Genomic DNA, 26,555 nt, shown 5'->3' with positions numbered 1-26,555 from the left:
CGCCGATCAGAGGTGTGCCCTGGGCCCCTTCTGCTGCGGTGTCTGCGCTGGGGCTGCGGCCCGTGCCGGTGCTTGCCGCTTCTGCTGCTGTTGCTGGGCCTCGGCCAGACGCGCGCGGAAGACCCGTGCCGCGCCTTCGGCCTTGTGGAAGTCGGGGCGCGTCTCGGCAAGGATCCGGCGCCGCTGCTGCTCGGCCTGCGCCAGAGCCGCGTGCCCACGCCAGTTCGTGGCCTCCTGCATGGCGGCCTGGGCGACGCCGTGGTGCTCGCCCAGCGTCCGCTCGTCGCGCGCGTCCTTGGCCTGGGCCAGCTCCGGCACCCGCTGCTGGCGCATGTCGGCCAGCCGCTGCGCGAGGTCGTTCAGGGCCGGCGCATGTCCGGTCGCGCCGAGGGCCTCGGCGTATGGGCTGGACTTCACCGCCTCCCAGGCGGCCAGGCGGGCCTCGTCGCTGGCCCGCCGTGCGCGGACGTTCTCGTCCTCGCCTGCGATGGCTTTCCCCAGGTATTCCTCGTGCAGCTCCTTGACCTCCTTCCGGCTGCTGCCGGCCAGCCGCAGCGCGAGCCGAGAGGACAGCAGCTGCTTTGCGATGCCGGGGAGAACCTTCTCGCGCGCATGCCTGGCCTGTTCATCCGCAGCCCAGGCAAGCCCCGCTTCCTCGACGGCCGTCGTCAGGTGTCCGACGGCCCGGTCGAGGACGACTCCGGCCTCGCGCGCCCACTGTTGGCCGCGGCTGGCTCCGGCGGCCCGCTCCCGCTCCATCCTCTCGGCGAGGACCTGATGGGCCGCGCGGGCCTCGGCCGCCTTCTTCTCGTACGCCTCCACCTGCTTGAGGAAGTAGACGATGTCGTCGGCGAGGGCCGTGTCGATACGGCTGCCGTACGGCCGGACCTTCCAGTCCGGGACGTCCGGCTCGCCGGGTTCCTGGGGCTCTCCGAGGACCGGCTCTTGGTGCTGCTGGAGGCGGGCCTGCTTCTCGGCCTGGCGACGCCGGGAGTCCTCGGTCGAACCGGTGGTGGAGGTCGACTTCATCCGGGCCGCCCGCGCGGACACCACCCGCCGGGCTTCTTGGAGGGAGGCCTCGACGCTCTGCCGGGCCCGGACCTGCTCGGCCTCGACCTGGTGCGGCACGGCCACGGGCTCCGAGGCGGGCCGCAGTTCGTCGGAGACCATGCCGTCGGGCTGGGACTGCCCCAGAAAGCGAGCGAACGCGGAGACCGCGCGGTGCAGCTGTTCGGTCTCGGAGCGGGCGGCCCCGAGTGCCTGCTGGGTGCGCTGGTCCTCGATGACCTCCAGGGGTAGCCAGAGGTGGTTGGCGTGCCGGGCGCGGGTGATGCCGGGGTAGGTGGCGAACGCGTTCGCCCCGTGCCCGTACAGCAGGCTGGTGTGGCAGGTCAGGCCCTGGGAGGCGGCCACGGTCATTGCGTAGCCGAGGGACAGGGCGCCGGCACCGATGTCGTCCGGCCGCATCCACGCCGACTCGGTCCGGATGCTGCCGTCGGGGTTCCGGTCTTTGGTCCGCCAGCTGATCTCGACGTGCCGGTCCTCGCGGATCGCGGTCACCACCGCCCGGTAGCCGTTGAGGACGTCGGGGCCTTCGCCGCGGCGGCTGCGGTAGTCGTTGACGCGGACGCGGACCAGGTCGCCCTCGGCGAGGCTGAGGGAGCCCCCGCCCGGCAGGGCGTAGGTCTGCTCGGCGCCGAGTTCGCCGGCGGCACGCCGGATCTGCTGGGCGCCGGAGTTGAGCGCGTCGACGTCCATGTTCCGGGCGGCGAGGACCACCAAGTTCTCGACCAGGTCCTGCTCGTCGGGCCAGACCCGGCGCAGCTCGTCCCACGCCATCAGCATCTCGGAGCGCGCCTCGTCGGCGGTCGCGACGGCGTGGACGCGTCCGCCGGCGGCGAGCATCTCCAGCGCCCGCTGGTGGTCGCCGGTCCGCCACACCTCCAGCGCGGCCCGCTCCGCCTCGTGCTCCTGGCGCCGGTTCTCGGTGAGGACCTCACCGTCCACCAGGCGGTGGACCTCGCGGAACCAGCCCCCCACGCCCACGGCCTGGAGTTGCTTGGGGTCGCCGATCGCGACGAGCTTCGTGCCGGTGCGGGCGGCCTCGGTGAGGAGCTTGGCGGCGGAGCGGTCGTCGGTCATCACCGCCTCGTCCAGGACCAGGACGTCGACCCCGGTCAGACCCCGGCCGCTCTCGATCTGCTGCAGCCAGGACGCGACCGTGCGCGACGGGATCGCGGAGGCGTCCTCAAGGCCTTTGGCGCCGACGGCGGACAGGCACGCGCCCGCGTACGTCTTGCCGGTGGCGTCCCACCCGATCCGGCACGCGTCCATGAGCGTGCTCTTGCCCGCGCCGGCCACGCCAACGACGGCCTCGATGCCGTGCCCGGCGGTCAGCAGGCGCGTGACGACCTGCCGCTGCTGGGCGGACAGCTCGAACCCGGCTGCCACGGAGAAGACGCTCATGGCGGCCTCGGCCTGGGCGCCGGTCAGCCGGACGGAGCCGTCGCCGTAGCGGGCGGTGGCCTGCTCGATCGCGGTCTCCTCGGCGGCCAGGACGTCGGCGGTGGTGTACCGGTCGGTGCTGCTCATGACGGTGGAGCCGACGTGGGGCAGGGCCACCGCGTAACCCTCGACGCGCAGCACGTCGTCGGCCAGCCGCTCCAGCGCGGCCGGCTCCGCCCCGAGCCCGTACGGGAGAGCGTTGGCGACGGCGGCCAGGAGCTCGGCGCGGCTGAATGCCTTCTGGCTGGCGGTCACCCCGGTCTCCGGATCGAAGACCACGCGGGCGATGTCGGCGGGCGGCGGGATCCGCGGACCACCGCCCGGCCCGATGAGGCCTGCGCCACCGCTGTCCGGGCCCGGGCCGCCGGGGGCCGCGGCGGCGACCATCGCGTCCACCTCGACGCCGGCGGCCTCGGCCCGCTCGCGCCAGGAGGCCCGCATCCCGGCCGGGTCGGCGGCGTGCTTGGCTCGGCGGGTCAGCGCGCCCAGGCGCTGCTGGTCCTCGCGGGTGGCGTCCTCGCCGAGCTCCTCGACCACCTTCGCCGAGCGGCGGGAGAAGACGTCACGGACCGGCTCGGGGATTCCGTCGACCTCCCACGACCTGGTGGTGGCGGACTGGGTGCGGCGCACGCCGAACCGCTCGTACGTCAGCGACCGCACCCGCGCCTTGAAGTAGGCGTCGGCCGCGGAGGCGTGGCGGTAGAGGTCGGCGCCGGAGTTGGCGATCGAGCGCCACTTCCCGTCCTGGCAGCGCGCCATGTTCGCGATGACGACGTGCAGGTGCAGGTGCGGATCGCCAGGCGCCCCGTCGCCCATCGGGCGGGCGGAGCGGTGCTCGACGGACCAGCCGACCAGCCCGCCGGTCGCCAGCCGGACCGGCTTGCCGTCCTGGCTGCCGACCCCGTAGCCGATCCACCGCTCCAGCTGCCGGAACGTATCCGTCTTCGCCTGGTGGACCAGGCGGCGATACTCGGCGTCGTCCAGCTCGCCCATCAACCCGGCGAGGACGCTGTCGGACTTGGGCAAGTCGAGGACGAGGTCCCACCCGCGCACCCGCGAGTCGGTCCGCTCGTCCTTGTTCTCCCGCGCCCGGGTCAGCTCGGCCTCGGCGTAGATGTCGGCGAGGTCGAGGCCAGCGGCGCGGGCCAGCTTGTGGAGGGTGCCGACGTGGAGGCGGTGGGCCTCGCCCTTGTAGTTCACCATTCGCTGCTGCTGGGCGAGCTTCTTTTGCTGGTACGGCTTTCCGTCCAGCAGGGCTTCCGGCTCGACCCCGGCCTCGGCTGCGGCCAGCTCGATCTCTTTCAGCAGCGGGGCGACCGTGAGGGTCGCCGACTCGTGCGCGCGGACCGACGTGGCCGATCCAGCGAGGCGGGCGCCGGTCTTTGGGTGGCAGCCCTTCATGAGCCGGCGGGCGGCTTCCTCGCCCTCGTGGTCGAGGACCTGGCCCTCGGCGAGACCGACCGCGTCCAGGCCGGAGCCCATCCACACGAGCACCCCGTCCGATCGCAGACGGTAACTGACAGCCGGATCCGGCGAGTCGGCCTCGACGGCCTGGTCCGCCTCCACGAGGGCGCCGGTGCTCTCCACCACGCCGCACCCGGCGTGCCTGCTCAGCCGGTAGTCGACCTGCTCGTCCGCCCCGATATCCGTCACCCACGCCACCGGCGCACCCCGTCTTCCCTACGCGCCTTGTGCGCTTGTGCTGTTGCTGTTCCCCGGCCTTGGCCGGGGTTACCCGCGAGGGTAACCCCCTTTGTACATACCTCATTTTTGATCATGAAGATGGAATCGTGTCAGTGGGGACCCCTAATATCCCGGCATGGCCGCCTACACCCGGTGCTCATCGCTTCGCTGCTTCAACGCAGCCGCGGTGTACCCCTTAGAAGTTCCTCTATGTCGTGCCCACGCGGGGCTCATCGACCAAGTCGAGAAGCTCCCAGCCGTGAGCCATCCCCTCACAAGCTGCACGTCCCTTGGCTGTCTGAATGCTGCCACTGACTACCCCGTGGGCGTCGCTCTGTGTGACAGGCATCGTGCCGAGCTCTCCGCACACCTGATCGTCGAGCATGTGAAGGCCAAGAAGCGGGAAGCCTCCCCAGCCGCCAAATCGCCTGAAACGCGGCCTAAGGTGCCAGCATGGCAATTGGTGTACGACCCTGCCGCCGAGCACCTGCACAGCGACGGCATCGTCTACTACACCACCTGGCCGTCTCGCTCTGATCGACTGAAGATCGGCACCACTGCTGACGCTCGTAAGAGGTTCAGCAGCGGCGACCTGCGCCCTTTCGGGGAGCGTCCCAGACTCCTGGTGGTGGAGCCCGGTGGCAGCTACGAGGAAACGCAGCGGCACTGGCAGTTTGGCCACCTACGAGTAGCCGGCGAGTTCTTCGACTACAGATCAGAGCTCGTGGATCACGTCGCTGAACTCCGTGCTCGGTTCCCGCACTACCGCGACCTCGCAGGCGTCGGCCACGACTACGACTGACCACGTCCAAGCCGCCCACGCGCTGACCTTGCCCGGCCGGCTCCACAGAGGGAGTCAATCGCTGTCTGCCGCGGTTCCCTGTATGGATGCCCGGGCTATGCGGCGACTGCGGACTCGGGCTCTGCGCGCCTCCTGGGCCAACCGCACGAGCTCGAACAGCACGCTCCGCACCTGTGCTTCGGGGACGTAGTACAGGAGACGTCGGCTGATGGTGTCGTCCGTCGGTATGGCTTTGCCCGTCAGGTACCGCTGGACGCTGTGGGCGCTGACGAGAGTGGCGTACGCCTGTTCGTCGTGGTCCCAGTCCCAGACGCCGTCCAACATGTCGTACTTTTCCAGCGTCTCACGGAGCTTCTTAATGAAGCGCTGCTGTTCCGGAGGAACGGCAATTGGTACGGGAGCTCTGCGGTTCGCTGGCCATGCTTGCCGTCGGTCGAGCAGAGCTGAATGCCGCTCCATCCAGTTGGAGGCGACGGCTGCCGTCTCGGAATCCTTGATGCCGTAGACCCACTCCCAGGCAGGTTCTCCTCCACCGGTACGGACTGGCGGCGTGGGAATCCACCACCGCAGCAGTGTCGACACGGTCTTCGGCGTGGGGAGTCTCCGTCCGGACAGGGCCGCGTAGAGGGCGGCCCGAGAGACCAGTGGTTCCGAATCCGCGATGTACGCGACGGAGGCCTTGCCCCGTCCGAGTTTCCGCAGGTCGGACGCGAAGGCCTCAAGCTCGCTTCGAGAGGGGTCTACCGGGCTCCAACGCGCAGGCATGTGACCTACCTCTCAGTTCCAGGGAGTCGTCCTGTCAGCGATGTCTCGCGACATCTCTCGCCACTGTATGAGGCCGGGGTGCTCTCCGTAGGGTTCTTCATGACGGCAAAGCGGCCTCTCCCGCTGCGAGTTGTTGACCTGTTCGCCGACTCTGGGAGACCCCTGCTCCAACAGGTTGCCGTCTCACGTAGTTCCGAACATCCGCATGCATCAGGAGGCGAAAACGGGTGCGGCCCCCCGCTCCAACGGGGGGCCGCTCATCACGTAGTCCCGAACGGCCTCCGCGCAAGTCATGGACTGGAGAAAGCCATCAGTACTCCTACCGAGCCTACGGCGCCCGCTCGCGCGCAGTCGAGTCGACCCCGCTGGCCCAAGATTCGTATCTCACGTCCGACGGGTAACACCGACGGCGTCAACAATCGCCGACCTCGTCGCCAGCGCGGCTGGCGACGGCTCGTACGAACGGCGGGGCACAGTTTCGTCCGTGGCCTCGCCACCGCTGCCGGCAGCGCCGTCGTGGCGGGGACCATCTGGTGGGCGCAACGCCACTAGACAGCCGGGCACCACAGCGGAGGGGCCGCCCGATAGACAGGCACCAGGGACACGGCGGGCAGTCAAGGGTGCGCAGCGCGCGTCGCACAGCGACGCCGAAGGCGCCCTTGACGGCCTGGCGGGGCCCGAACGCTGAACGAGCGGGCGGCCCCGGACCGACCACCTCCGAGCATGAAGCGACCCCCGGCAGATTCCTGCCGGGGGTCGCTTCGGTGGTCGTGGGTCAGGGTCCGGCGATGAGCCACAGGATCAGCGCGGCGTCCATGTCCTGGTTGTAGCGGTAGACGACGCTGATGCCGCGGCCGGCGGTCTGCTCGGGCAGCAGCTCGATCACGTACGTCTCGGAGCGGGGGTCGGCGTCCGGGAGTCCGCGGGCGTGGTCGGGGTCGGGGTCGTCCTCCAGCGCGCGGCGGACGGTTTCGACGGCGGCCTGCTCGCTCCGGCTGAGGTCGGCCAGGATCTTCTCGGCGGCGTCGCTGAGGAACGCGTGGGTCACCGGGCGCCCGCCTCGTTCATCTTGCGCCGCAGCTCGTCGGTGACGTCCTCGGTGCTGCGGCCGAGCGCGGCCATCGCCTGCGGGTCGAAGCGCAGAAGCACCCGGTGCCGGTATGCCTGGGTGATCTCGCGGACCCGGGTGAGGTCGTCCAGGTCCGCCTCCGACAGTTCCCGCTCGAACGTGGCGAGGTCCGCCGGGAAGCCCCAGACGCGCAGGGCGGCCCGCAGCTCGGCGAGCGTGCGCATCGGCGGGACGGCGTCGTGGTGCTCAGGCTGTGCGGTCACGGCCCCTCCTTCGGTCGGTGGTTCGAGTGTCCTACGCGGGACGGCTCGCGGTGGAGGCTCACCGGTTCTTCCTGAACGGGTCGGCGACGTCGCCGCGCAGCACGCCGTGAACGAGCTGGGCGACCTCGGCGGCGCCGGCCTCCGTGGCCGGGGCGTGGATCGTGTGGGACGTCGTGTGTGCGGAGTTGAGCATCAGCTCCCAGCTGCTGTCCGTGTAGAGCGCGACGGCCAGGCCCCCGGCCGTGCCCCAGGTGGGGCCGCCGGGCACGGGGGCGATGCCGACGCCCATGCGGACGGGGGTGGTCACCACCTCCAGGCCCTCGGCGGCCAGCGCGGTGCGCAGGTAGTTCAGCAGCTCGTACAGCTCGCCCGAGTTGCGTTCGGTCGGGCGGCTGTACTTCCGGGAGACCGCCTCGGCGGCGGCCAGGGCGAGCCAGCCGTCGAAGTCCGCGGCCTTCTGGTCGAGGCCGTGCTGGTCGGCGGTGGCGAGGTAGGCGTCCAGGAGTGCCGCGGCCTCGGTGACGACGCTGGGCGCATACAGCCCGGCGTGCCCGTCGTAGATCCGGCGGACCCTGGTCTGCGAGTCGCTGGTGGAGGTGCTCATTGTGGTTCCCTTCATGGCGAAGCCCGGGGCCGATTACGGCGGCCCCGGGCTTCATGCTGTCGCCCCGTCGCGCCCCGGCGGGCTGGAATGCCGGGATGAACCCCGTTGGGGGCGTTGGGTCTAACGGGTCTGGTCGGGCTGCACGACCGTGTCGAGGTGGTCCAGGGCGCGCTGCAGCAGGGGGCGGTGCGCGGCGTAGAGGGTGCGTCCGGTGGCGGTGATCGCGGCGTCGAGCTGGTCGACGGATCCGAAGGGGTACCAGGTGGCGTCGAGGGCGTCGTCGGCCGCGACGGCGGTCACCGTGGCGGGCAGCAGGTAGAGCGCGCTGGTGGAGGCGACCCAGGCGTTGTCGCTGTTGCGCCAGTCGTCCACGAGGTCCTGGCCGAGGATGATCGGGCGGTGGTCGGAGAGGTCGACGCCGGTCTCCTCGCGGAGCTCGCGGACCAAGGCGGCCGGGGCGGTCTCGCCCGGGTCGACCATGCCGCCGGGGATGGCCTCTACTCCGATGTCGTCCCGGGTGATCAGCAGTACCCGCCGTTCCTGGCCGGCGCCCGCGACGACGATCGGGTCCGCCGCCTGGTTCTCTCCCCACTTGCCGAGGTTGCGGCCGATGCGGCCGGTGCGGCCGTGGGGATGCAGCGGCCAGCCGCGGTCATCGAACTCGAACCGGACGAGCGCGGCGTTCTGTCGCCGGGGCCAGTCGGTCACGTCCGCCGGCGTCCGCGCCGCTTCCGCCCAGTGGGGCACGTGGTGGGCCAGCGCCGACGGCTGCAGCTCGGGCGGCGTGACGTCCACGGGGCTGTACTCGCTCATGTCGTGTCCTTCTCTTCAAGGTGGGCGGGTTCTGCTCTGGAGGGGGATCCCGGGCGGCCGCACCTGTGGCCGCCCGGGATCTGCGCCGGCCTACTGGTCGGCGGTGTAGCGGATGAGCTGCTTGCGGACGTGCTCGCGGCTGAAGTCGAGGTGTTGCGTGACGGCCTTCTGGGTGAGGTTCTTCGCGTCCAGCTCGGCCTTGACCGCTGCCCAGTAGGTGCGGTGGGCGGTCTCGATAGCCTCGTCCCGCGCGGCGGCAGCCGCATCGAGACGCTTCTTCGCGGCGATGGTCTGGTCGGTGTCGGGTCGGGTGGGGGTCATGGGTTCGGGCTCCGTCTCGGGTGTGAGGGACGATGTGGCTGCCCCCTGCTCCGGGTTGGAGCGGGCTGGGACGCGGGGCGGTCGGCGTCAAGGTTGGTAGCCGGGTGGCCGACCGCCCCGTGCATCAAGTCCGCGGGCCGGTGCAGCCGTGGGCGTCGGGGTCTCCGAGGAGTCGCTGGGCGGTGTCGATGTCGTGGTCGGACCACCGGTCGGCGCGGATGCTGGTGCCGCAGGAGGCGCAGGACCAGGTACGGCCGCCGCGCAGCTGCCCGTTGAGGCGGGCGGTGGTCTGGCGCAGGGCGTCGCCGAAGAACGTCTGGGCGAGGATTCCGGCGGCGACGGCGAGGCCGCCCAGGAGGGCGAGCCGTCCGGCCTCGGGCCCGGAGTGGTGGAGATAGGCGTTTGCGGCGAGCAGGGCGGCGACACCGGCGAGGATCGGGCACAGCAGCTCGGCGCCGGTCACGGCGGCGTAGCGGATGCGCAGGCTGATGCTGTGGGGCGCGGGCGCCGGGGTGTTGGTGGTGATGACCTCGGTCATGGACAGGCCTTCCTTGTTCGCGGGTCGGGTTGGACGGTCAGACGAGGGTGACGGCGAGGGCCAGGGCGAGGGCGGCGAGCGCGCCCGCCGTGACGAAGATGGCGACCCGTAAGGCGCGCATCTTCTTGAGGGCGATCTTGGAGAGGACCACGAGCCGCTCGGCGCTGCGGTCGACGGCGAGGTCGGCGGTCACCTCCTCGGGCGTGCAGGTGGCCCAGTGGAGGTAGGAGCCGCGGGCGTCTCCGCCGAGGCGGGGCAGGACGATCGCGAGGACCAGGAGCATCGCGGCGGCGAGGCCGGCCACGCCGAGCCCGGCGAGGACGGTGGCGGCGGCCGGGAGGTGGTGGCCGGGGACGGCGGCGATGAGGACCGCGAGCGGGATGCCCAGGACGGTGAGGAGCGCGCTGGCCTTGGCGTCGGTCCGGCCCATCTCGGCGATGACGTCGGTGCGGGCCTGCAGCAGTCGCGCGCTGGTGGCGGTGTCGGCCGGGGTGGTGGAGGACTGCGTCATGGCGTTCGGCTCCCGTGTCTCGGTCGGCGCGGGCTGCTGCCCACACCCAAAGAGTGCCAACTCAAAGTTGGCATGTCAATACGAAGTTGGCCAACTCAAAGTTGCCAACACGAGGAAGGCCCGGACACCCCTGGTCGGGGCGCCGGGCCGGGTCGGGCCTGTTGGACCCAATGGGGTCAGCTCAGCTCACGATCATGTGGGCGGGGTGGCCGTGGAGCATGTGGTCCACACAGTCCGGGCAGTCCTCGCGGGGGCCGAGCGTCTTGTGCATCTCGCGGGAGTCGTAGGCGTGGCGCCAGCACTGCTTGCACTCGCCGCGGGGCGGGTTCAGGGCCGTCTTGCTCGGCATCTCGCTCTCCATTCGGTGGTCGACGGTGATGCGGGGCGGGTGTCGGACAGCCCGGGTTGGAGGTGTTGGGGGTAACAGACCCAACCCGGGCTGGTGTGGTCATTCGCTGTCGTTGCTCTGGTTGTTCTTGGCGAAGGAGCGGGCGGCCGCGTTGTCGACTGCCTTGATCCCGGCGGTGGCGGTGTTGAGCCCGGCCTTACCGGCGTCGACGACCTTGCCCGCCACCCCGGCCGTCGCGGTGACGGTCTGCGCGGCTGCGCCGGCCACCTGTCCGGCGGCTCCGGCGACGGCGCCGACCATGTTGGCGGTGGCGGCCAGCGCCCCGAACGCAGCCTTGGCGGTGCCGCCGCCGGAGGGGGCGCGGCCGCGCTGGTCGGCGCCCTGTCCGCCCTGCGCCTGGGCGAACTTCCCGGACGCGGTGGGCTTGGCGGCGGGGGCGGCCTGGGCGGCGGCGACCTCGCCCTCCAGGAGGGTGCCGCCGGGGAGGGTGACGCGGAACCGGCCGGGCTTGATCTGCGCGGCGATGGCGGCGACCTGCTGCCCGGTCAGGTTGGGCACGGGGAAGAAGCACTGGCCGGTGCTGCCCCGTCCGGGGATGAGCGAGGCGGTGCGCACGCATGAGGCCATGGCGGTCGTGGGGTCGGTGGCGAGCACCCGCATGACGCCGGTCACGGTGCCGTGCTCGGGGCACTGGACGTAGTCGCCTTTCACCCGCAGGGCCTTGATGTTCATGGATGCGGTCACGGTGCCGGGGGTCCTTTCTGGGGTCGGGGTGCCGGCGCCCGCGCCCCGGGGTCGGGGGCGGGCGCCGGGGAAGGTCGTCGGGTCAGGGCGGGGGCTAGTCCTCCTTCCACGTGCCGCGCACGATGCCCTCGAACGTGCCGGTGCGCGGGGCGCGGTTCTTGTTCTTGGGGAGGAACAGGTAGGCGAGGCCGAGGACCAGGGCGATCGAGCCGAGCACCTTGGCGGCGGTGACGATGGCGGCCCACACCCCGGCGGCGGCCTCGGTGAGGCCGGCGCCGATGGCGGGTCCGTAGATCACGGCGAGGGCGGTGGTCGAGGCGGTGGCGACGAGGACGCAGTAGGTCTTGAGGGCGCGGGTCGAGTAGGCCCATGCGGGGATGCGGCCGGGCTTGGGGAAGGTGGCGTCGGGCAGGGCCGCCGGGGCCGGTTCGCCGGGGGTGGCGGTCGCAGCCTGGGGGATGAACTCGCGGACGGTGGTGCCGTCGGGGCGGACGGTCTCGACGAGGCGGAAGCCGGGCGGGATGGCGGGCGCGGCCGGGGCGGGGCGGACGGTCGGGCCGGTGGTGAACGCCTCGGCGAGCAGGGCGTCGGCGAGGCCGCGCTCGGCGGCGCCGAGGACGGTGGCGGCGGTGGTCTGCTCGGGGGTGCTGGTCATGACGGGCCCCTTTCGGGAGTGATCGCTTTGCGGTGGTTTGGGTGGGGTGACAGGCCCCCTGACTGGCGACATTCGCGCAGGTCAGGGGCTTGCCGGACCCCCTGACGGGCAGTGGTGACCTCATGCCGAGTCAGGGGGTCCGGGGGGTGCGTAGTCGGGGGTGGCAGGCCCCTGACCTGCGCGGTTGCCGCATGTCAGGGGGCCTGTCAGCCGGTCAATTCGGGTTATTCCGGGCGGCGTTGCGGGCGGCCTCGACGTCGGCCCGCAGGTAGCCGGTGGGCCGCTTCCCATCCGGCATGCGCACCTGCTTGGACTCCAGCGCGGCCGGGGTGCCGGCGAGTGCCTCCTCGATCTCGGCGGCGAGCTGCTTGCCGACGCGGGCCTCGTAGGCGGGGCGCTCCTCGCCGTCGCCCTGCCCCCAGCGGTCGGCGTCGTAGTCGGCGAGGTGCTTGCGCACGTCCGCCATGGAGACCCTGTCGGCGCCTTCGGGGAACGCGCCGAACAGCAGGTCGAGGATGGGTGCGGCGATGACGGCGGCCGCGGGCCTGCCCGGCCGTCCCGACCCGTTGGGGCCGCCGGCCGCCGAGGTCTCACCGGTGGCCCTGATGAGCCATTCCTCGACCTGGTCGGCGAACTGGCCGGGGGCCCGGCCCTCGGCCGCGCGCAGCGCGTATCCGGCGGCGATGATCGGCTCGGCGCCGTCGTAGTGCTCGTCCTCGATGAAGCACGAGCGGATGAGTTCACCGTCCGCGCCGTCGATATCGACGATGGCCGCGCCCCGGAGTTCCTGGGGAATGTCGTGGGCGCGCAGTCCAGCGCCGGTCGCGCCGTCGGCGAGGATCGCATTCGTCTGGACTGCCGAACGGGTCCTCGTCGCCACCCTGGCGTTGCTGTTGTTCTTGAACTTGCGGGGGATGGTCCCGGCGTCCGGGTCCTGGGTGGTGAGCATGACGGTGATGTTCAGCGCGGCGGCGAAACCGGCGAGCTCCTCGACCTGCTCGGCGATCCGGTCGCCCGCCTTCATCGCCTTCTCCGGGTCGCCGGGGCGGGGGACGAGTTCGGTGGCGGTGATGTACTGCGCGAATTCGTCGATGATGGCGAGTTCGAGGGGGAATTCGGCGAGGTCCTTCTCGCTGAATTTGGCCCGCCGCTGCCGGGCGAGGACGTCCTCGCGCCGGTACGCCTCGGCGAGCAGGGCGTCGAGCAGGGCAACCAGGCGGCGGGGGTTGCGGCCGAAGAACGTGGCGCACACGGAGCTGTACCCCATGTGCTCGCCGGGCTTGGCGCCCGCAGCAAGACGAATGTTGACGCGGGGATCGAGGCCGAGACCACAGATCAGGTTCCGCAGCAGCATGCCCTTGCCGGTGCGGGAGGCGCCGCCGAGCAGCACCATGACGTGCGCCAGCTTGAGGTAGACCGGCTCGCCGCGCCGGTTGAAGCCGATCAGGATGCCCTTGCCCCATGCATCCTGGCGCACCGGCTCGTCAACCAGCGGGGAGACGAACGGGGTGCCGAACGGGTTGGCCGAGGCCATCCATACGACGACCTGCGCGGAGTGCTCGCCGTCGCGGATGTCGAGCCACTCGGGCCGGATGCGGAACGCCTGGGCGAGCTTGTCCTTCTTGGCGACCAGGGCGGCGAGGCTGCACTCGTCGGGGAGTTCGACGGTCATCTCGACGGCGCTGATGGCGACGGCGCGCGGCAGGCCGACGAGGTGAATCTCGCTGGTCTCCTTGATCAGCCCCATGCGCTTGAGGGCCGACTCGAACGAGTCCTTGCCGAGGGGGGCATCGGCGGCGAGGGTCGCCGGTTCGAAGTGCACCACCGGGGTGAGGTCGGAGTGCCGGCGCGCGTGCTCGCGCTGCCCGTACGCCATGAGGGCCGCCATGGCGGGCAGCAGGATCACGCCCGCCATGATCAGGCCCCACACCTGGGCGACGGCCAGGAGCGCGGCGACGTACGAGGTGGCCCCGGCGGCGCCCAGGACGGGCAGGGTCTCGTGACGGCGGGCCTTGCCCTCGGCGCGCTTCTCGGCCTTCAACGCCCTTACCCAGTCGTTGCCGGACGCCTCGCCGATCTTCCGGGCCTTGGCGGCCTTGGCCTTGGCGATGTCGTCGGCGTAGGAGTCGGCGGCCGTGAAGTGCCCGACGAGGTTGCCGGTGCCGTAGCGGATGCCGTACCACCCGGCCTTGAACAGGCGCCCGAGGTACAGGTGCGAGCGCCGGGTGTGGTGGGCGGCGGCGTGCTCGATCGCCCGGCGCCGGGCGAGGCGGGCCTCGGCGGAGATGAGCAGCTCGGGCACCCAGTCCTGCCACGCGGTGCGGGGGCGGGGGACCTTGACCGGGGCCGGGGCGCCGGCGCCCGGGTCCTGGTCGAGCTGCTCGATCACCAGGCCCTCGTCGCCGAGGGTGCCCGCGGGGTGCGTGTGCTGCGGGTAGTAGCTGACGGTCCCGGTGGTCATGTCGGCGTATCCGGCGGGGGTGCCGCGCACGGCGGCGCGGGCGTCGGCGGCGAGGCGGTCGAGCTCGTCGGCGTCCATGAACGCCGTCAGGTCCAGGGGCTGCTCGTCGTCGCCCTGGTGGGCGTGACCGGAGGTGTGCTCGGTCATGATGGGGGGTGGTCCTTTCTCAGCAGGGTTGGGGCCAGGGGCCCGGCCGGGGTGTCGTCCCAGCCGGGCCCTCTCGCATGTCCGGGCACGGCTACGGGCGGCGCTCGAGCTCGTCGAGAGCGAGGTGCAGACGGGCGCGGGCGGTGTGGGCGGAGCAGCCGACCGCGGTGCCGTCGTCGAGGGATTCGCGGGCCTGCTCGGCCGCTTCGAGGGCGCGCTCCAGGTGCGGGCGGCGCGGGGGTCCGCCGTCGGGGAGGACGGCGGCGAGGTCGAGGTAGACGAGGCCGAGGTCGGCGGCGCACCGGGCGAGGCTCGGCCAGTGGGCGGCGGCGTTGGCGTCGGCAAGGGCGGCGAGCCGGTGCGCGGTGGCGAGGAAGGTCTCGCCGGTCCCGGCGGCCGGGGTACCGGCGCCGGGGGTCGAGGCGGTGTGCATGGGTGGCGCTCCTACATGTCCTTGGCCTTGGCGGCGGCCTCGTCGGCCTTGGCCTTGAGCTCGGCGGCCTTGGCCTTGGCGCGGGCCTTGGCGGCCTTGTTCGCCTTGCCGAGGCCCTTGGCGATGGGGCCGGCAAACAGGACGACGAGGAACCCGCCCCCGGCGACGAGGGTGGTCTCGACGGCCGACCAGTCGTTCCCGTACGGGCCGGTGATGCCGAGGTAGGTGCCGACGGGCGCGGCGAGGATGACGGTGCGGGGGATGCGGGTGCCGGTGTTGGCGGTCTCGCTCACTGCGGGGTTCTCCTCGGGGGTCAGGGGCGGGCGGTGGTGGCGCGCTGCCACGCGGCCGTGGCGGCGGCGATCCGGACGGTGGCGGCGGCGAGGTCGGCCTCGGTGCGGTCGGGATTCTCGATGAGGGCGAGGGCCTGGGCGTGGAGCCGGTCACCGAGCCGGTTCCATCCCTCCTGCGAGGCGGGCGAGCTGTCGGCGCCGATGTGGGCGAGCGGGATCATGCGGCGGACTCCTTGGGCGTGCGGGTCTTGGCGGGCTTGGGGACGACGTAGGGGGTGGCGTCGAACATGCCGAGCTGCGCGTCGGCGAGCTGCTCGGCGGCCTGGGCGGCGCGGGCGGCCTTGGCCTTGTTCGCGCGGCGGGTGGAGCAGGGGCGGCACATCACGACGAGCTGCGAGTCGAGCAGCCCGACGGCCTCGTGCAGAGGGAGGTGAGGGTCGCGGGGGACGACGACGAGGGGGGCTCGCCAGGAGCCGGACTCGTAGCAGCGGTCCCCGGTGGTGGGGTGTGTCTTGCCGCAGCCGTACGGCTCGTCGGCGTCGCACTGGCAGTGCCGTCCGGCACGGTCGACGAGGGTGCGGAACCGGATCGGGGTCATGGCCATGAGGGATCTCCTCAAGAGGCGGGGGCCGATGGTTCGGGGCGGGGTGCCGGCGCATCGGCCGGGCACCCCGCCGGAGTGGTGCCGTCAGTTCAGGGAGCCGACCGACGCGGCCCATTCGGCCTGCACGGTGTCGCGCAGCAGACCGGCCGTCGCGGTGCGGCAGGTGACCCGCTTGCGGATGTTCCCCGTCGACAGGAGAGCGGCGTCGCCGAGCTCTGCGGCGAGCTCGCGCACGAGGTCGAGTTGCTCCTCGGTGAAGGTGTCGTCGGCGCCTCCGTCGAGGCCGTAGAGCCCTTTACCCGCCTGGGCAAGGAGCTCTTCGGGGTCTTCGCCGAGCAGGCCCTCGCGGGCGGCCTTGACGCGGGCCGCAGCGGCGCGGGCGAGGGCCTCGGTGTCGGCGGTCTCGCCCGGCTTGTCGGTGCCGTGCACGACCTTCCACGCGGCCGCCCAGATCCGGGTGTCGACGACCGCCGTGCCCTGTGCGGAGCGCATCATCTCGGCGACCGCCCACACGTCGGGGTGGTGTTGCTGGCGGTCGGTGTCCTGCCGGGTCTGCTCGGCGACCTTGGCCTCGTCGGCGGCCTTCCGCTCGGCGGCCCGCTGTTCCTCGCCGAGCCGCTTCTCTTCGGCCTTGCGGGCGGCCTCGGCCTGCTCTGCCTTGGCGCGCTTCTCGGCGTCGCGGCGCTCCCGGAACGAGGGGATGCCGTCGCGCTTCTGGGCAAGGCCATGCTCGTACGCCATGAGGACGCACGGCCCGGCGAGCGAGGCGATGCCGCCGATGATCCCGGCGTTCAAGCCGATCGTCTCGTCGGTCAGCCCGTGCCACAGGTTGATACCGGCGGCGATCATCGCGGCGATGACGATGCCGATCCGGAACGGCAGGACGTCGCGGCGGGTCGCGACGGCCCACGCGGCCCCGGCGGCGAGGGCCAGGGCGAGCCCCTCCAGCAGGATCGGCGCGGACACCATGAACTTCCGCTCGGGGTCCCAGAACGCGAGGAACTGGATCGGGGCGGCGAGCGCCATGCCGGCGGCGTAGATCCCGCGCGCCGCCCACTTCCACGTGGTCTCGCTGCGCTGCTCCTCGGCGACGCGGTCGGCCTCGGCCTGCTCCTGGTCGGCGGAGGCCTTGTCGGTGCGGGCCTTCTCGGCGTCGGCCTTCGCCTTGGCGGCCTGCTGCTCGGCGATCCTCCGCTCGTGCGCGGCCTCGTCCTGCTCCAGCTTCATCGCCGCGCGCCGGTTGGCGATGCGCTGCTTCTCGGCGTCGGCCTCGGCGGCGGCGCGCAGCGCGTCGCCCTCGGCCTGGGCCTTGATCTCCCGCACCTTGGCCTCGGAACGGGCCCTGATCTCGGCGGCCTTGGCGTTGGCCTGGGCGGTGACGTACGAGGCGAGGCCGGGGTCGGTGCCGGGCTCGGTGCCCGCCGGGTCGGCGAGCTGCTCGTCGGCGAGGTCGTCGAAGGGCTTCTCCAGCGAGACGGCGGTCACGGGGTGATCTCCTTACGGGTTGTGCTGCCCGCCGCCGGGATGCCGGCGGGCGGGGTGGGGTTGGGGAAGGACTTGCCGGACCGGAGGGTGCCGGTCATGAACTGCTCGCGCTGCGCGGCGCGGACGGCGTCCAGGTTCGCGGCGACGTAGAGCAGGGCGAGGGCGGCCTCGGCGCCCGCGAGCTGCTCCTCGGCGCGCTCGGCGCGGGTCTCGGCCTCGTCGGCGCGGGCCTCGGCGGCGTCGGAGTAGGCGACCTCGGCTTCCCAGTGGGCGAACCAGCGGGCGGCGTCGTCCTCGTCGGGGTCGTCGTGGGGGAGGATTCGGCCGGGCTCGCCGGGGTCGTAGAGCCGGACGAGAAGCCGGTTCGGGCCGGGCCGCCCGAGGCGGGCGAGGCGGCGGGTGGTGTGGTCCGTTCCGTTGCACAGCTTGTCGGCCACCCAGTCGGCGCCGTCGCCGAGCTTGTTGGTGGCGACCAGGACGACCACGGCGAGGCAGGCGTAGGCGGCGAGGACGACCTCGACGAGCGCCCACCCGGCGCGCACGATGCGGCGGGACAGGGTCCGGGCGGCGGCGGCGCGGTCGGCGTCCTGGGCGGCGAGGTAGCCCTCGAACTCGTCGGGGGTCCAGTCGGTGACCGGTCCCGGGTGGGCGAACCGGAAGTCGGCGCAGTGCTGGCGGATCATGCGGGTACTCCCTCGGGGGTCGGGTCGGCCTGGGCGTCGAGCCGGGCCCGGTGGGCACGGCGGCGGTTTTGGGCGGCGAGGAGCTGCGCGCACCGGCCCTCGTCGTGGGCGCGGGTGCGGGTGGTGCGGGCAACGGTGAGGGTCTCGGGGTCGAGGAGCGTCTCGATCACGCACGGCCGGGTCATGTGGTCACCGGCCCGGCTCGTCCTGCGGACCAGCGGACGGCGCCCTGGTAGACGAGGCGGAGCAGCAGCCATCCGGCGATCACCACGGCGCCCGCCTTGAGGAGCGCGGCCACGGCGGTGACCACGGCCATGGCGGCGGCGACGAGGACGACCCCGGCGCCGTAGCCGACGGCCAGGAGCACGGCGACCAGGACGACGAGAGCGGCGGGGTGGAGCCGGTCGGCCCGCTCGATCAGGCGGCGGGCGAGGTCGCGGCCGCCGTCCAGGGCCCGGCGCAGGGTGTCGGCGTTCATGCCGCCCACCCCGTCGCGAAGTAGTCGTCGGCCTCGCCGTAGATGTCGGCGTCGGAGACGGGGAGGATGCCGGAGCGGCCCTCGGGCTCGGGGCCGAGGTCGTCGTCCTCGCGCTCCATGTCCTCGATCAGACCGCCGATCAGGTCCAGGTCGGCGTCGCCGACGAACCCGGCGTCGGTCATGTCGACCAGCGCGCAGAGGCGGGTGTACTCGTCGAGCTCGTCCTCGGCGCCGGCGGGGCCGCGGACCAGGTCGACGTCGATCCCAAGGACCGCCGACAACCCGATCCGGTCGATCGCAAAGAGGCGGGACTCAGCCGCCGGCTGCTGCGCGGCGGCGTGGATGTAGGAGATGCTGTCCATCGGTTCAACTCCTGTGTTGGAGGGGTTGTCCGTGCAGCGGCCCCGCCCCAGGTGTTCGAGCACCAGGGACTGGCGGGGCCGCTCCCCGTTGGCGGGGAAGGGCGTAGCTGGTGGCCTGATAGCCACAGCCGCGGCACCCCCGTAAGGGCGAGCGCCGGACTGAAGACATAGGGCCTGAGCTTGTGTTTCTTCGCCTTGTCACTCTGTGGAGTTCTTCTCGGGACACCAGCTCGGTACAGCTCCGAGGCGGTCCGGTGTCGCCGTTTTGGGCATGGAGGTGCCGTCCGCAACCGGGTGCTGCTCAGCGGCTGCGCTAGCAAAAGAAGTGCTTTGACGTGCAGGTACAGCACGCTCAACCGATTCGGTTAAGCCCGCTTAACCTGGCGACATCGAAACCATAGGACGACCCCGCCGAAGCGTCAAGCACCTTGAACAGCTACGGTTAAATGCGCTAAACAGGACCCTACGAAGGGAGGCACGAATGGATCAGGAACAGCTCGATGCGGCTCTCGATGCCGCGTTGTCCCAGCTCAAGGAACTGATCGACCCTCTTGAGCGGGCCAAGTCCGCCCACAGCCTTACCGGCCGTGTGCTGGACTACGGCAACGAGCTCCAGGCCGTCCGCAATGAAGCCATGAACGCAGCCCTGCGTACGGGCAACCTGAACAGCACCCAGCTGGCGACGGAACTCGGCATCAGTAAGGCTCGCGTGAGCCAACTGGCCAAGGGGTCGCCCCCTGAACGCCTCTTCCTCGGCTCCGGCACGGTCATCGTGGCGTTGGCCGAGAAGCTGGAGGACGGGAAGGAGAAGGCCGTCCAGGGCCCGGTGATCGCAACGCCGGACGTCCAGACCTACGGGAAGCTGAGCGAGCTGGCCGAGGAAGTCGGCCTTGCCTGCACCCTGGAGCCGATTCCGGTCGGCGGCAACGTCCGCCTCAACCGGAACAATCTCGTCGTCATCTGTGGCCCCCGGCTGTCCCCGCTCCTTGAACAGATCCTCGAAGGTGACCCGCATCTGCGGTTCGCCAAGGACTCCGAGGGCTGGCACCTGACCGACCGGACCAGCGGGAAGACCTACCGCTCACCGATGGACAGTGGGGAGAACAGCGACGTCGCGTACTTCGGCCGGCTGCCGCGCCCCGACGGTCAGGGAACCTTCCTGTACGTGGCGGGGATCCACGCCATCGGCTCCGGTGGCGTCGTCCACTGGCTGACCCGGGAACTGGCCAACGTGCACAGCGAACTCCGGGCCAAGCGATTCTCAACGCTGATCTCCAGCCGATTCGACCCGACGACGGGGGAGATCCTCGAGAGCGAGCGCATCACTCCCTTCTACCGCCCAGAAGGGGCCTGACATGCAGATCACCACGGCGTCAGCCAAGGGCGTGGGGGACGAGAACGAGGACGGCGTCTTCACAGGCCCCGGCAGTGTCGTGGTGCTCGATGGACTGTCCGCACCGAAGGACTTGCCGATGGCGTGCAGCCACGGCACACCGTGGCTCGTCCGGCAGCTCGGCACGCGCTTGGTCGCGCTGATGGGTGACGACGATCGGCCGCTCGCCGAGGCGCTCCGGACCGCGATCGAGGATGTCAACGCGATGCACTCGGGTACCTGCGCTCTCGACCAGGAGGCAGTCCCCGCGGCGACCGTAGTCATGCTCCGGCAGCGTCAGAGTGTTCTCGACTACCTCGTCTTGTCGGACTCCGTCCTGGTGCTGGACACGGCCGGGACGGTCAAGGCCGTAGCGGACACCAGCGTCGAAGACGTCGCGGGGGAGGAGATGGCGGCGGCGCTGGCCGGACCCGCTGGCACCCCCGAGCGGGCCGCTCGGGTTTCTGAACTCGTAGCCGTGCAGCGCAGCCTGCGAAACAGCCCCGGCGGCTACTGGGTCGCATCCACCAATCCAGCAGCCGCAGACCACGCCATCACCGGCAGTGTCCCCGCCGCTGAAGTCCGGCGTGCAGCGCTGCTGTCGGATGGCGCCAGCCGTCTCGCCGACACCTTCCACCAGCTTTCCTGGGAGGAGTTGCTCGACGTGCTGGACGGGGCCGGGCCGGCAGCGCTCATCTCCAAGACCCGATCCGCCGAAGCGTCCGACGCCGATGGCACCCGCTGGGCCAGGTTCAAGGTGAGCGATGACGCGACGGCGGCCTACGTCACCTTCGACGACGCCCGACACACCCAGAGTTCGTCCGCTGAGCACGATCGGGTGGGCTGAGGAGGATGATGGGCCCGCAAAACGCGAACAGGCCCGCCGCGATGCGGAGGGCCTGCCGGTCGCGGTGCCGGTTGTGGAAGGTCGGCGCCCGCGTCCAAAGCACCTGTAGTGGACTGGAGGTGCCTGCGATGGCAGCAGGCTACGCGTACCCGTATGCGGTCGCGCGCACGTTGGGCCCGGCGACACGCCGTCGGCCCGCCCTGCGGGACGCCCACGCAAGTTCTCGCCCGGCAGACGGGACAGCGGGACCAAAGCACCGTCCGGCAAGTTACAACAGGCGAACGACCACGCATGATCGCGGGCGGGCCTGCTTTGACCACAGACTTCCCGGTCAGCCCAACCGGAGATCGGACGCGACGATGGACCCGTAAAACGGGCGATGGCCGCCCCTGCGTCAACAGGAAGCGGCCATCTCATGCACCACGACTCGCCACCAGGCCCTGAGAAAGCCACTGATTCCCGAGTCGTACGTCGGCGGTAACGCCGGGCACCAAGCACGAGGCCCGGTTACCACCGCCCAGGATAGCGAGCAATCGCAGGAAAGCGCAGCACCACCCTGCGTATGACCTCGCTGTCCGGGTGATCCCCACCGACGTACGGCTCCTACCCCGAACGGGAGCCGAACACCTCATGCACCGCCCCCTCCGGCCCGCCTCTGCGGAGCCCGCGACGGTAACCGTCGCGGCCGCGTACGAAGGCGCCGTGATGACTACGAACTACACCCTGAGTCGCCCGCTGACCTGCTCTGAGCAGGGTGTCCGCTTTGGCGCATACAACGGCCTGGTGACTACGAACGCGCTCGACTGCACCGCCTTCACCACCGCGCCGGCCGCCGGGGCGGTGGCCCGATGACTGCTCCCGTCATGGATGAGAACGCCGAGGACATCGAGTTCGTCGGCGACATCACCGACTACTGGTCTTACACCCAGGTCCGTGACTGGGTGCTCCTGGTGCCCGGCATCACCCGGACCGCCCTCCACCTGTACCTGCTGCTGCGGGCGATGGTCTCCGAGACGGCACGGCGGACCGGCGGTGGCCTGCGCCGGATGTCGGTGGACCAGCTGTGCTACCTGCTGCCCGGCATCAACGACAAGCCCTGCAGCCCGACCATGGTCAAGGACGCTCTGCGCCTGCTCGCCGAGCACGACCTGGTCGTGAACCCCGACGGCGACGAGCGGCTGGTCACCTCGACGGGCAAGGGCGGCATCCAGAACTCCTTCCGGAAGTACCAGGTCAACGACCTGCCGCCGGACGCGTACGTGGGCTGGCGGAACGTGTGGGACAAGCTCGACGCCTACACCCCGGACTGGCGGGAGAACCCGCCGCAGCCGCCGCTCCACACCCGGACCGACGACGGCAAGGTACGGCGGACCTCCAACCGTCCGCAGGCCGCTGCCGCGCCGGCCCCTGCGGCCGGGGCGGAGAAGCCCGCGGCCCGGGCCGGGGCCGGTGCCCCCGAGGGAGTGGGTGCGGAGCGGCCTGCGGCGCCCAAGAGCCGCCGGTCCGCACCCGCCGCGAAGGCGCCGTCCGGCGCCAAGGCTGCCCCGAAGAAGCTGGCGAAGAAGGCGGCCGCGCCCGCGCCCGACGCCACCCCCGATGCTGACGTCTCGGCTGCGGCCTCCGTGGTGGAGGCCTGGGCCAGCGGCATGACGGCCAGCGGCCACCCGTACCTGCCCAAGCGCGCGGCCGCCATCGGCGCCGAGGCGGCCGAGCTCCTGGCCGCCGGCGCGAACCAGGACCACCTGTGCCGACTGGCCGAGTGGATGGGCCGGGTGAAGCCGAGCTGGAAGAGCATCGAGGACGCGATGACCTGGCCCGAGGCCCCGCAGGCGTCGGTCCCGAAGCAGCGCTCCGGCCCGGCGATGTGCGAACGGCATCCCGCGTTCGAGGAGGGGGACTGCTCGCCCTGCCGTCTCGCCGAGCGTGAGCGTCAGCAGCGTCAGGGGTCCGAACCCGCGTCCGTCAACGGCGCCGACCTGCTGGCCCGGCTCCGCGCCGGTCAGCCCGCGTGACCCGTACCCGTAGTTCCGCACATGCCTGTGGCGGCCACTCCCGCTAAGAACCGGCCGCCACAGAAGACCTCACCAAGGAGATCCGTATGACCATCGTCGCACCCCACGCTGCTCCTGACGACGAGTACCCCCGCCCTCGCCGGGACGGGTTCGAGCTCGTTCCGCCGCACAACCTGGAAGCCGAGACGGCCGCCCTCGGCGGCCAACTGCTGAGCAAGGACGCGATCGGCGAGGTCCTCGAAACCCCGATGCAGCAGCGGGACTACTACCGCCCGGCCCACGAGACCATCCAGGCCGCGATTCTGTACCTGTACGGCAAGGGCGAGCCGGTCGACCCGATCACCGTCGGCGCCGAGCTCACCCGGCGCGGTGACATCGCCAAGGTCGGCGGTGCCTCCTACCTGCACGCCCTGGTCCAGGCCGTGCCCACGGCAGCGAACTCCGCCTACTACGCCGAGATCGTCCACGAGAACGCCGTCCTGCGCCGCTTGGTCCAGGCCGGGACGAAGATCACACAGCTCGGCTACTCCGGCGTCGGCCAGCTCGACGAGGTCCGCAGCTCCGTCGAGGCCGAGGTCCTCGACGCCCTGGCGACCCGGGAGCAGACCGCCGGCTACGCCTACGTCCGCGAGGACGTGCCCTCCTTCTGGGACGAGCTCGACGCCCGGATCAAGGGCACGGACAAGATCGACGGCATTCCCACCGGCCTGGCCGACCTGGACAGCCTGACCAACGGCTTCCAGCCCGGTCAGTTCATCGTCATCGGCGCCCGCCCGGCGATGGGCAAGTCCACCCTCGCCCTGGACATGGCCCGGGCCGCGGCGGTCCGCTACGGCCACACCGTCGCCTTCTTCTCCCTGGAGATGGGCCGCTCCGAGATCATGCAGCGCCTCTACAGCGCCGAGGCCCGGGTCGCCCTGCACCACATCCGCGCGGGCACGGTCACCGAGGACGACCTGAACCGGCTGGCCCGGCGCACGCCCGACATCGACGCGGCCCCGCTGATCGTGGACGACTCCCCGAACCTGTCGCTGACCGAGATCCGCTCGCGGGCCCGCCGGATGAAGCAGAGCAAGGGCGGCCTGGACCTGCTGATCGTGGACTACCTGCAGCTGATGAAGTCCGGCGGCATGGGGCGCCCGGAGAACCGCCAGCAGGAAGTCTCCGACATGTCCCGCAACCTCAAGCTGCTGGCCAAGGAGCTGGAGATCCCGGTCATCGCGCTGTCCCAGCTCAACCGCGGGCCCGAGCAGCGCACCGACAAGAAGCCGCAGATCGGCGAGCTCCGCGAGTCCGGCTCCATCGAGCAGGACGCGGACATGGTGATCCTGCTGCACCGGGAGGACGCGTACGAGAAGGAGTCGCCCCGCTCGGGCGAGGCGGACCTGATCGTGGCCAAGCACCGCAACGGGCCGACGGCGACGATCAGCGTGGCCTTCCAGGGCCACTACAGCCGGTTCGTCGACATGGCGAGCACCTGATCGGCCTGTGACCTGCCTGTTTTCCCACCCTGGGGTGGCCGCACCGGTGCGGCCACCCCTTCGTTGAAAGGACGTCCTCCGAGATGGAGTGGACCGAGCAGTCGCCCGTGCTCACGATGGCGGAGCTCCTCGCGCAGAGCGGGGAGGCGCCGGCGCACAGCCTCGGGCACCGGCCGGGTCTTCGAACCGGGCTTAAGGGGCTCGATGCCGTGATGGGCGGGCTGGAGCCGGGCACACTGACGGTTCTTGCGTCCCGGCCTGGCCTGGGCCGCAGCACCCTCCTGCAGAACATCTGCCAGTGGAACGCCGGGGGCACGCTCGGCGGCCGGGACGAGGAGCGCGTGGTGGTGCCCGTCCTGCTCGCGTCCGCCGAGCAGAGCGCGGAGCAGATCATGGTTCGCGCACTGGTCACGGCCGGACGGGTGGCCAGAGACCACGTCCGGACGGGCGAGCTCGTGGAGGAGGACCTCCGCCGGCTGGCGCGTGCGCGCTCGATCCTCGAGGTGGCCCCGCTGTTCGTCCTGGCCCCGGCCGTACTTGGCGACGGGCAGCTGATGGAGCACGCCCGGCGCCTGGTGCGTGAACACCAGGTCCAGCTCGTCGAGGTGGACGGCCTGGACGCCGTGGGGCCCGGTTTCTCCCTGGGGCAGGCGGCCCGCGCCCTCAAGGCCCTGGCCCGTGAGCTGGCCGTCCCTGTCGTCGCCACCGCCCCACTCGGCGGCGTCTCGCGGCGGCCGCACTGGATGCCGGCCCTGGAGGACCTGCACGACGAGGTGGCCTTCGCCGCGGACACCGTGGTCCTGGTCCACCGCGAGGACGCGTACGACCCGACGTCGCGGCCCTTGGAGGCCGACCTGGTCGTCGCGAAGGCGCGCAGCTCCCGGACCGCCATCGCGGCCGACGTCGCCTTCCAGGTCCACTACGCGCGCTTCGCCGACATCGTGTCCGCGTGAGCCCGCGACAGTGTCCGCTCCGTCTGCAACAGTGCCATCCGTAGTCACACACCGGCTCCGCCCCTGGCGCACTCCCGCGCCGGGGGCGTCGTCGTTCGCGGCGTCCGGGCCGGGCAGCTTGGCCATCGGGGAGGATCGGAACGGTCAGTAGCGGCATCTCGCCGATCTTTAGTCGTTGACGCCCAGGACGGCGCGGGAGCGGGCGATGAACTCCTTCACCGCCTCGGCGTGCTCCTGCTTGCGTTGGGTGCGGAGCGGGGCCAGCTCCTCGTTGAAACAGTCGAGGAGCAGCACGGTCTGCTCGTCGGTGGTGATCCCCGAGATCTGGGAGAGCTCCTGGTTTGCCGCGTTGTGCCGCTCCATCAGGTCCGGGCTGTCGGATTGGCAGGCCTCGCGGAAGGACGTCAACGCGGTCTGTGCCAGCTCCATGCCCATGTACTCCGGCATGGAGCTGGCCAGGGCCGCCAAGTGCACCCGGGCACGCTGGGCTTCGGCCCGGTCCCGGGCGAGTACCGCCAGGTTCTGCGCGGTCTCCACCACCAGGTTGGTGGCGGGTGTCAGCACGGTGGGAACGGTCAGCTCGACGGCGCCTTGGGCGCGCAGGAAGGCGTCGTAGGCCACGTCCACGGCAGCGGTGTCCGGCTCCCGGTAGAGGCGGTCCAGGGCCGCCGCGAACTCCCGCGTGGTGCGCAGGAGCTCGGATATCGCAGCTTCCCTCCGGTCCCGGACGGTCGCGGCGTGCGCGGCGGCCGCCGCGCGCTCGGTCTGTTCCCGGACGGCGGCGATCGTCGCGGTGGCGGCCGTCTCCGCGGCGTCCTTGGCGGCCTGCGCCTGGGCGAAGCCGCCCCGGGCCTGGAGATGGGCTCCGAGCAGGGCGCCCCCGAAGCCGACGGCCAGGGTGAAGAGGGGCATCAAGGCCGCTTGGTGCGCCTTGAGGAATTGGTAGACCTCGGTGATGACGTTCACGCCCCGATCTTGCGGGTGGGGGCGGCAGGCGGGAAGCGATTTGGAGCTGCCAGCCAGCACAGGTGCTCGACGTCACGGCCCTGTCCTCCCGAAGCTGCCGCGAAGTGAAAAGTAGCTCTCTGTGATCAGAATGACGCTCGATCAGACGGTGTGGGGCGGGGCCCGGGGATGTCGTCGGCCCGGAGGAGCTTCACGGTGCTGGTCGGATTTCCGACCATCGAAGCGACCTGCGGCGATGCACAAAGTCCCAGGTCGTTTCGATGGTCGGATTTCCGATCGGACCCGACGGATTTCCGACCGACCTGGTCGGAAAAAAATCGGCAGCACATCGCTGACCTGGCAAAACGCTCCCCCCT

Annotated in this window: 30 protein-coding genes; 7 read left to right on the top strand and 23 right to left on the bottom strand. The window is 71.5% G+C overall.

Annotated features, from left to right (window positions below; all coding sequences use genetic code 11):
- Positions 1-6: 6 nt before the first annotated feature.
- Positions 7-4,158 carry a MobF family relaxase gene (gene mobF, locus ACFYYJ_RS40330; protein WP_389139755.1) on the bottom strand — a complete coding sequence of 1,384 codons (4,152 nt, stop codon included), beginning with the start codon at positions 4,156-4,158 and terminating at the stop codon, positions 7-9.
- A 166-nt stretch (positions 4,159-4,324) separates the two neighbouring features.
- On the opposite strand from mobF, the gene ACFYYJ_RS40325 reads away from it, so the two are divergent.
- The gene (locus ACFYYJ_RS40325) at positions 4,325-4,990 is read left to right on the top strand and encodes a hypothetical protein (RefSeq protein WP_389139753.1); all 666 of its coding nucleotides are present in this window, start codon (positions 4,325-4,327) and stop codon (positions 4,988-4,990) included.
- 54 nt (positions 4,991-5,044) lie between these two features.
- Here ACFYYJ_RS40325 and ACFYYJ_RS40320 read toward each other — a convergent pair whose 3' ends face one another.
- The 21 genes from ACFYYJ_RS40320 to ACFYYJ_RS40220 all read right to left on the bottom strand — a co-directional run bounded on the left by ACFYYJ_RS40320 (position 5,045) and on the right by ACFYYJ_RS40220 (position 18,568).
- Entirely contained in the window at positions 5,045-5,572 is a 528-nt protein-coding gene (locus ACFYYJ_RS40320; RefSeq protein ID WP_389139751.1) for a hypothetical protein, read from the bottom strand.
- A 958-nt stretch (positions 5,573-6,530) separates the two neighbouring features.
- Positions 6,531-6,803, bottom strand: a complete 273-nt coding sequence (locus ACFYYJ_RS40315) for a hypothetical protein (protein ID WP_389139749.1) — start codon at positions 6,801-6,803, stop codon at positions 6,531-6,533.
- Positions 6,800-7,087 carry a hypothetical protein gene (locus tag ACFYYJ_RS40310; RefSeq protein ID WP_389139747.1) on the bottom strand — a complete coding sequence of 96 codons (288 nt, stop codon included), beginning with the start codon at positions 7,085-7,087 and terminating at the stop codon, positions 6,800-6,802. Before ACFYYJ_RS40310 ends, ACFYYJ_RS40315 begins: the two co-directional genes overlap by 4 nt.
- A gap of 58 nt (positions 7,088-7,145) precedes the next feature.
- A complete protein-coding gene (locus ACFYYJ_RS40305; protein ID WP_389139745.1) occupies positions 7,146-7,691 on the bottom strand; it encodes a hypothetical protein in 546 nt (181 codons plus the stop codon).
- 120 nt (positions 7,692-7,811) lie between these two features.
- Positions 7,812-8,504: an NUDIX domain-containing protein gene (locus ACFYYJ_RS40300; RefSeq protein WP_389139743.1), complete on the bottom strand. Its 693-nt coding sequence runs from the start codon at positions 8,502-8,504 to the stop codon at positions 7,812-7,814.
- Positions 8,505-8,594: 90 nt separating this feature from the next.
- Entirely contained in the window at positions 8,595-8,825 is a 231-nt protein-coding gene (locus ACFYYJ_RS40295; protein ID WP_389139741.1) for a hypothetical protein, read from the bottom strand.
- Positions 8,826-8,949: 124 nt separating this feature from the next.
- Complete coding sequence (locus ACFYYJ_RS40290) at positions 8,950-9,363, bottom strand: hypothetical protein (protein ID WP_389139739.1); 414 nt, start codon at positions 9,361-9,363, stop codon at positions 8,950-8,952.
- Positions 9,364-9,400: 37 nt separating this feature from the next.
- Complete coding sequence (locus ACFYYJ_RS40285) at positions 9,401-9,874, bottom strand: Pycsar system effector family protein (protein ID WP_389139737.1); 474 nt, start codon at positions 9,872-9,874, stop codon at positions 9,401-9,403.
- Between the two features lie 181 nt (positions 9,875-10,055).
- Positions 10,056-10,223, bottom strand: a complete 168-nt coding sequence (locus tag ACFYYJ_RS40280; RefSeq protein ID WP_389139735.1) for a pRL2-8 — start codon at positions 10,221-10,223, stop codon at positions 10,056-10,058.
- Positions 10,224-10,322: 99 nt separating this feature from the next.
- Complete coding sequence (locus ACFYYJ_RS40275) at positions 10,323-10,967, bottom strand: hypothetical protein (RefSeq protein WP_389139733.1); 645 nt, start codon at positions 10,965-10,967, stop codon at positions 10,323-10,325.
- A 94-nt stretch (positions 10,968-11,061) separates the two neighbouring features.
- Positions 11,062-11,622: a hypothetical protein gene (locus ACFYYJ_RS40270; protein ID WP_389139731.1), complete on the bottom strand. Its 561-nt coding sequence runs from the start codon at positions 11,620-11,622 to the stop codon at positions 11,062-11,064.
- Positions 11,623-11,836: 214 nt separating this feature from the next.
- Positions 11,837-14,230, bottom strand: a complete 2,394-nt coding sequence (locus ACFYYJ_RS40265; protein ID WP_389139729.1) for a hypothetical protein — start codon at positions 14,228-14,230, stop codon at positions 11,837-11,839.
- Positions 14,231-14,321: 91 nt separating this feature from the next.
- Positions 14,322-14,663, bottom strand: a complete 342-nt coding sequence (locus tag ACFYYJ_RS40260; protein WP_389139727.1) for a hypothetical protein — start codon at positions 14,661-14,663, stop codon at positions 14,322-14,324.
- 11 nt (positions 14,664-14,674) lie between these two features.
- Positions 14,675-14,956: a hypothetical protein gene (locus ACFYYJ_RS40255; protein WP_389139725.1), complete on the bottom strand. Its 282-nt coding sequence runs from the start codon at positions 14,954-14,956 to the stop codon at positions 14,675-14,677.
- 20 nt (positions 14,957-14,976) lie between these two features.
- Positions 14,977-15,177, bottom strand: coding sequence for a hypothetical protein (locus tag ACFYYJ_RS40250; protein ID WP_046780837.1), 201 nt, complete (start codon positions 15,175-15,177; stop codon positions 14,977-14,979).
- Positions 15,174-15,560 carry a hypothetical protein gene (locus tag ACFYYJ_RS40245; RefSeq protein ID WP_389139723.1) on the bottom strand — a complete coding sequence of 129 codons (387 nt, stop codon included), beginning with the start codon at positions 15,558-15,560 and terminating at the stop codon, positions 15,174-15,176. Before ACFYYJ_RS40245 ends, ACFYYJ_RS40250 begins: the two co-directional genes overlap by 4 nt.
- Before the next feature lie 84 nt (positions 15,561-15,644).
- On the bottom strand, positions 15,645-17,045 hold the full coding sequence (locus tag ACFYYJ_RS40240) for a hypothetical protein (protein WP_389139721.1): 1,401 nt from the start codon (positions 17,043-17,045) through the stop codon (positions 15,645-15,647).
- Positions 17,042-17,728 carry a hypothetical protein gene (locus ACFYYJ_RS40235; protein ID WP_389139719.1) on the bottom strand — a complete coding sequence of 229 codons (687 nt, stop codon included), beginning with the start codon at positions 17,726-17,728 and terminating at the stop codon, positions 17,042-17,044. The genes ACFYYJ_RS40240 and ACFYYJ_RS40235 overlap by 4 nt, the downstream gene beginning before the upstream one ends.
- Complete coding sequence (locus tag ACFYYJ_RS40230; RefSeq protein WP_389139717.1) at positions 17,725-17,898, bottom strand: hypothetical protein; 174 nt, start codon at positions 17,896-17,898, stop codon at positions 17,725-17,727. The genes ACFYYJ_RS40235 and ACFYYJ_RS40230 overlap by 4 nt, the downstream gene beginning before the upstream one ends.
- 11 nt (positions 17,899-17,909) lie before the next feature.
- A complete protein-coding gene (locus ACFYYJ_RS40225) occupies positions 17,910-18,206 on the bottom strand; it encodes a hypothetical protein (RefSeq protein ID WP_389139715.1) in 297 nt (98 codons plus the stop codon).
- On the bottom strand, positions 18,203-18,568 hold the full coding sequence (locus tag ACFYYJ_RS40220; protein ID WP_389139713.1) for a hypothetical protein: 366 nt from the start codon (positions 18,566-18,568) through the stop codon (positions 18,203-18,205). Before ACFYYJ_RS40220 ends, ACFYYJ_RS40225 begins: the two co-directional genes overlap by 4 nt.
- A gap of 481 nt (positions 18,569-19,049) precedes the next feature.
- Between ACFYYJ_RS40220 and ACFYYJ_RS40215 the strand changes: the two genes are divergently transcribed.
- From ACFYYJ_RS40215 to ACFYYJ_RS40190, 6 genes are all read left to right on the top strand, one after another.
- Complete coding sequence (locus ACFYYJ_RS40215; protein WP_389139711.1) at positions 19,050-19,922, top strand: sigma-70 family RNA polymerase sigma factor; 873 nt, start codon at positions 19,050-19,052, stop codon at positions 19,920-19,922.
- Position 19,923: 1 nt separating this feature from the next.
- Entirely contained in the window at positions 19,924-20,787 is an 864-nt protein-coding gene (locus ACFYYJ_RS40210; protein ID WP_389139709.1) for a hypothetical protein, read from the top strand.
- Between the two features lie 705 nt (positions 20,788-21,492).
- Positions 21,493-21,639 (top strand): hypothetical protein, encoded by a 147-nt coding sequence (locus tag ACFYYJ_RS40205; protein WP_389139707.1) that lies wholly within the window; start codon positions 21,493-21,495, stop codon positions 21,637-21,639.
- An 11-nt stretch (positions 21,640-21,650) separates the two neighbouring features.
- The gene (locus tag ACFYYJ_RS40200; RefSeq protein WP_389139705.1) at positions 21,651-22,799 is read left to right on the top strand and encodes a hypothetical protein; all 1,149 of its coding nucleotides are present in this window, start codon (positions 21,651-21,653) and stop codon (positions 22,797-22,799) included.
- Positions 22,800-22,885: 86 nt separating this feature from the next.
- The gene (dnaB, locus tag ACFYYJ_RS40195) at positions 22,886-24,280 is read left to right on the top strand and encodes a replicative DNA helicase (RefSeq protein ID WP_389139703.1); all 1,395 of its coding nucleotides are present in this window, start codon (positions 22,886-22,888) and stop codon (positions 24,278-24,280) included.
- 83 nt (positions 24,281-24,363) lie between these two features.
- Positions 24,364-25,233, top strand: coding sequence for a DnaB-like helicase C-terminal domain-containing protein (locus tag ACFYYJ_RS40190; RefSeq protein ID WP_389139701.1), 870 nt, complete (start codon positions 24,364-24,366; stop codon positions 25,231-25,233).
- Positions 25,234-25,401: 168 nt separating this feature from the next.
- On the opposite strand, the gene ACFYYJ_RS40185 is transcribed toward ACFYYJ_RS40190, so the two are convergent.
- Positions 25,402-26,199, bottom strand: a complete 798-nt coding sequence (locus ACFYYJ_RS40185) for a hypothetical protein (protein ID WP_389139699.1) — start codon at positions 26,197-26,199, stop codon at positions 25,402-25,404.
- Positions 26,200-26,555 lie beyond the last annotated feature (356 nt).

The organism is Streptomyces sp. NPDC002467, assembly GCF_042889825.1.
Classification (GTDB): Bacteria; Actinomycetota; Actinomycetes; order Streptomycetales; family Streptomycetaceae; genus Streptomyces.
This window is presented reverse-complemented; position numbering and strand designations above follow the sequence as displayed.

Coding starts and splice junctions, on each gene's coding strand:
- ACFYYJ_RS40235 (WP_389139719.1), bottom strand. CDS start 17,728: ATGATCCGCCAGCACTGCGCCGACTTCCGGTTCGCCCACCCGGGACCG.
- ACFYYJ_RS40250 (WP_046780837.1), bottom strand. CDS start 15,177: ATGATCCCGCTCGCCCACATCGGCGCCGACAGCTCGCCCGCCTCGCAG.
- ACFYYJ_RS40325 (WP_389139753.1), top strand. CDS start 4,325: ATGGCCGCCTACACCCGGTGCTCATCGCTTCGCTGCTTCAACGCAGCC.
- ACFYYJ_RS40220 (WP_389139713.1), bottom strand. CDS start 18,568: ATGGACAGCATCTCCTACATCCACGCCGCCGCGCAGCAGCCGGCGGCT.
- ACFYYJ_RS40305 (WP_389139745.1), bottom strand. CDS start 7,691: ATGAGCACCTCCACCAGCGACTCGCAGACCAGGGTCCGCCGGATCTAC.
- ACFYYJ_RS40225 (WP_389139715.1), bottom strand. CDS start 18,206: ATGAACGCCGACACCCTGCGCCGGGCCCTGGACGGCGGCCGCGACCTC.
- ACFYYJ_RS40215 (WP_389139711.1), top strand. CDS start 19,050: ATGGATCAGGAACAGCTCGATGCGGCTCTCGATGCCGCGTTGTCCCAG.
- ACFYYJ_RS40300 (WP_389139743.1), bottom strand. CDS start 8,504: ATGAGCGAGTACAGCCCCGTGGACGTCACGCCGCCCGAGCTGCAGCCG.
- ACFYYJ_RS40210 (WP_389139709.1), top strand. CDS start 19,924: ATGCAGATCACCACGGCGTCAGCCAAGGGCGTGGGGGACGAGAACGAG.
- ACFYYJ_RS40190 (WP_389139701.1), top strand. CDS start 24,364: ATGGAGTGGACCGAGCAGTCGCCCGTGCTCACGATGGCGGAGCTCCTC.
- dnaB (WP_389139703.1), top strand. CDS start 22,886: ATGACCATCGTCGCACCCCACGCTGCTCCTGACGACGAGTACCCCCGC.
- ACFYYJ_RS40265 (WP_389139729.1), bottom strand. CDS start 14,230: ATGACCGAGCACACCTCCGGTCACGCCCACCAGGGCGACGACGAGCAG.
- ACFYYJ_RS40290 (WP_389139739.1), bottom strand. CDS start 9,363: ATGACCGAGGTCATCACCACCAACACCCCGGCGCCCGCGCCCCACAGC.
- ACFYYJ_RS40280 (WP_389139735.1), bottom strand. CDS start 10,223: ATGCCGAGCAAGACGGCCCTGAACCCGCCCCGCGGCGAGTGCAAGCAG.
- ACFYYJ_RS40285 (WP_389139737.1), bottom strand. CDS start 9,874: ATGACGCAGTCCTCCACCACCCCGGCCGACACCGCCACCAGCGCGCGA.
- ACFYYJ_RS40245 (WP_389139723.1), bottom strand. CDS start 15,560: ATGGCCATGACCCCGATCCGGTTCCGCACCCTCGTCGACCGTGCCGGA.
- ACFYYJ_RS40270 (WP_389139731.1), bottom strand. CDS start 11,622: ATGACCAGCACCCCCGAGCAGACCACCGCCGCCACCGTCCTCGGCGCC.
- ACFYYJ_RS40200 (WP_389139705.1), top strand. CDS start 21,651: ATGGATGAGAACGCCGAGGACATCGAGTTCGTCGGCGACATCACCGAC.
- ACFYYJ_RS40205 (WP_389139707.1), top strand. CDS start 21,493: ATGACTACGAACTACACCCTGAGTCGCCCGCTGACCTGCTCTGAGCAG.
- ACFYYJ_RS40295 (WP_389139741.1), bottom strand. CDS start 8,825: ATGACCCCCACCCGACCCGACACCGACCAGACCATCGCCGCGAAGAAG.
- ACFYYJ_RS40260 (WP_389139727.1), bottom strand. CDS start 14,663: ATGCACACCGCCTCGACCCCCGGCGCCGGTACCCCGGCCGCCGGGACC.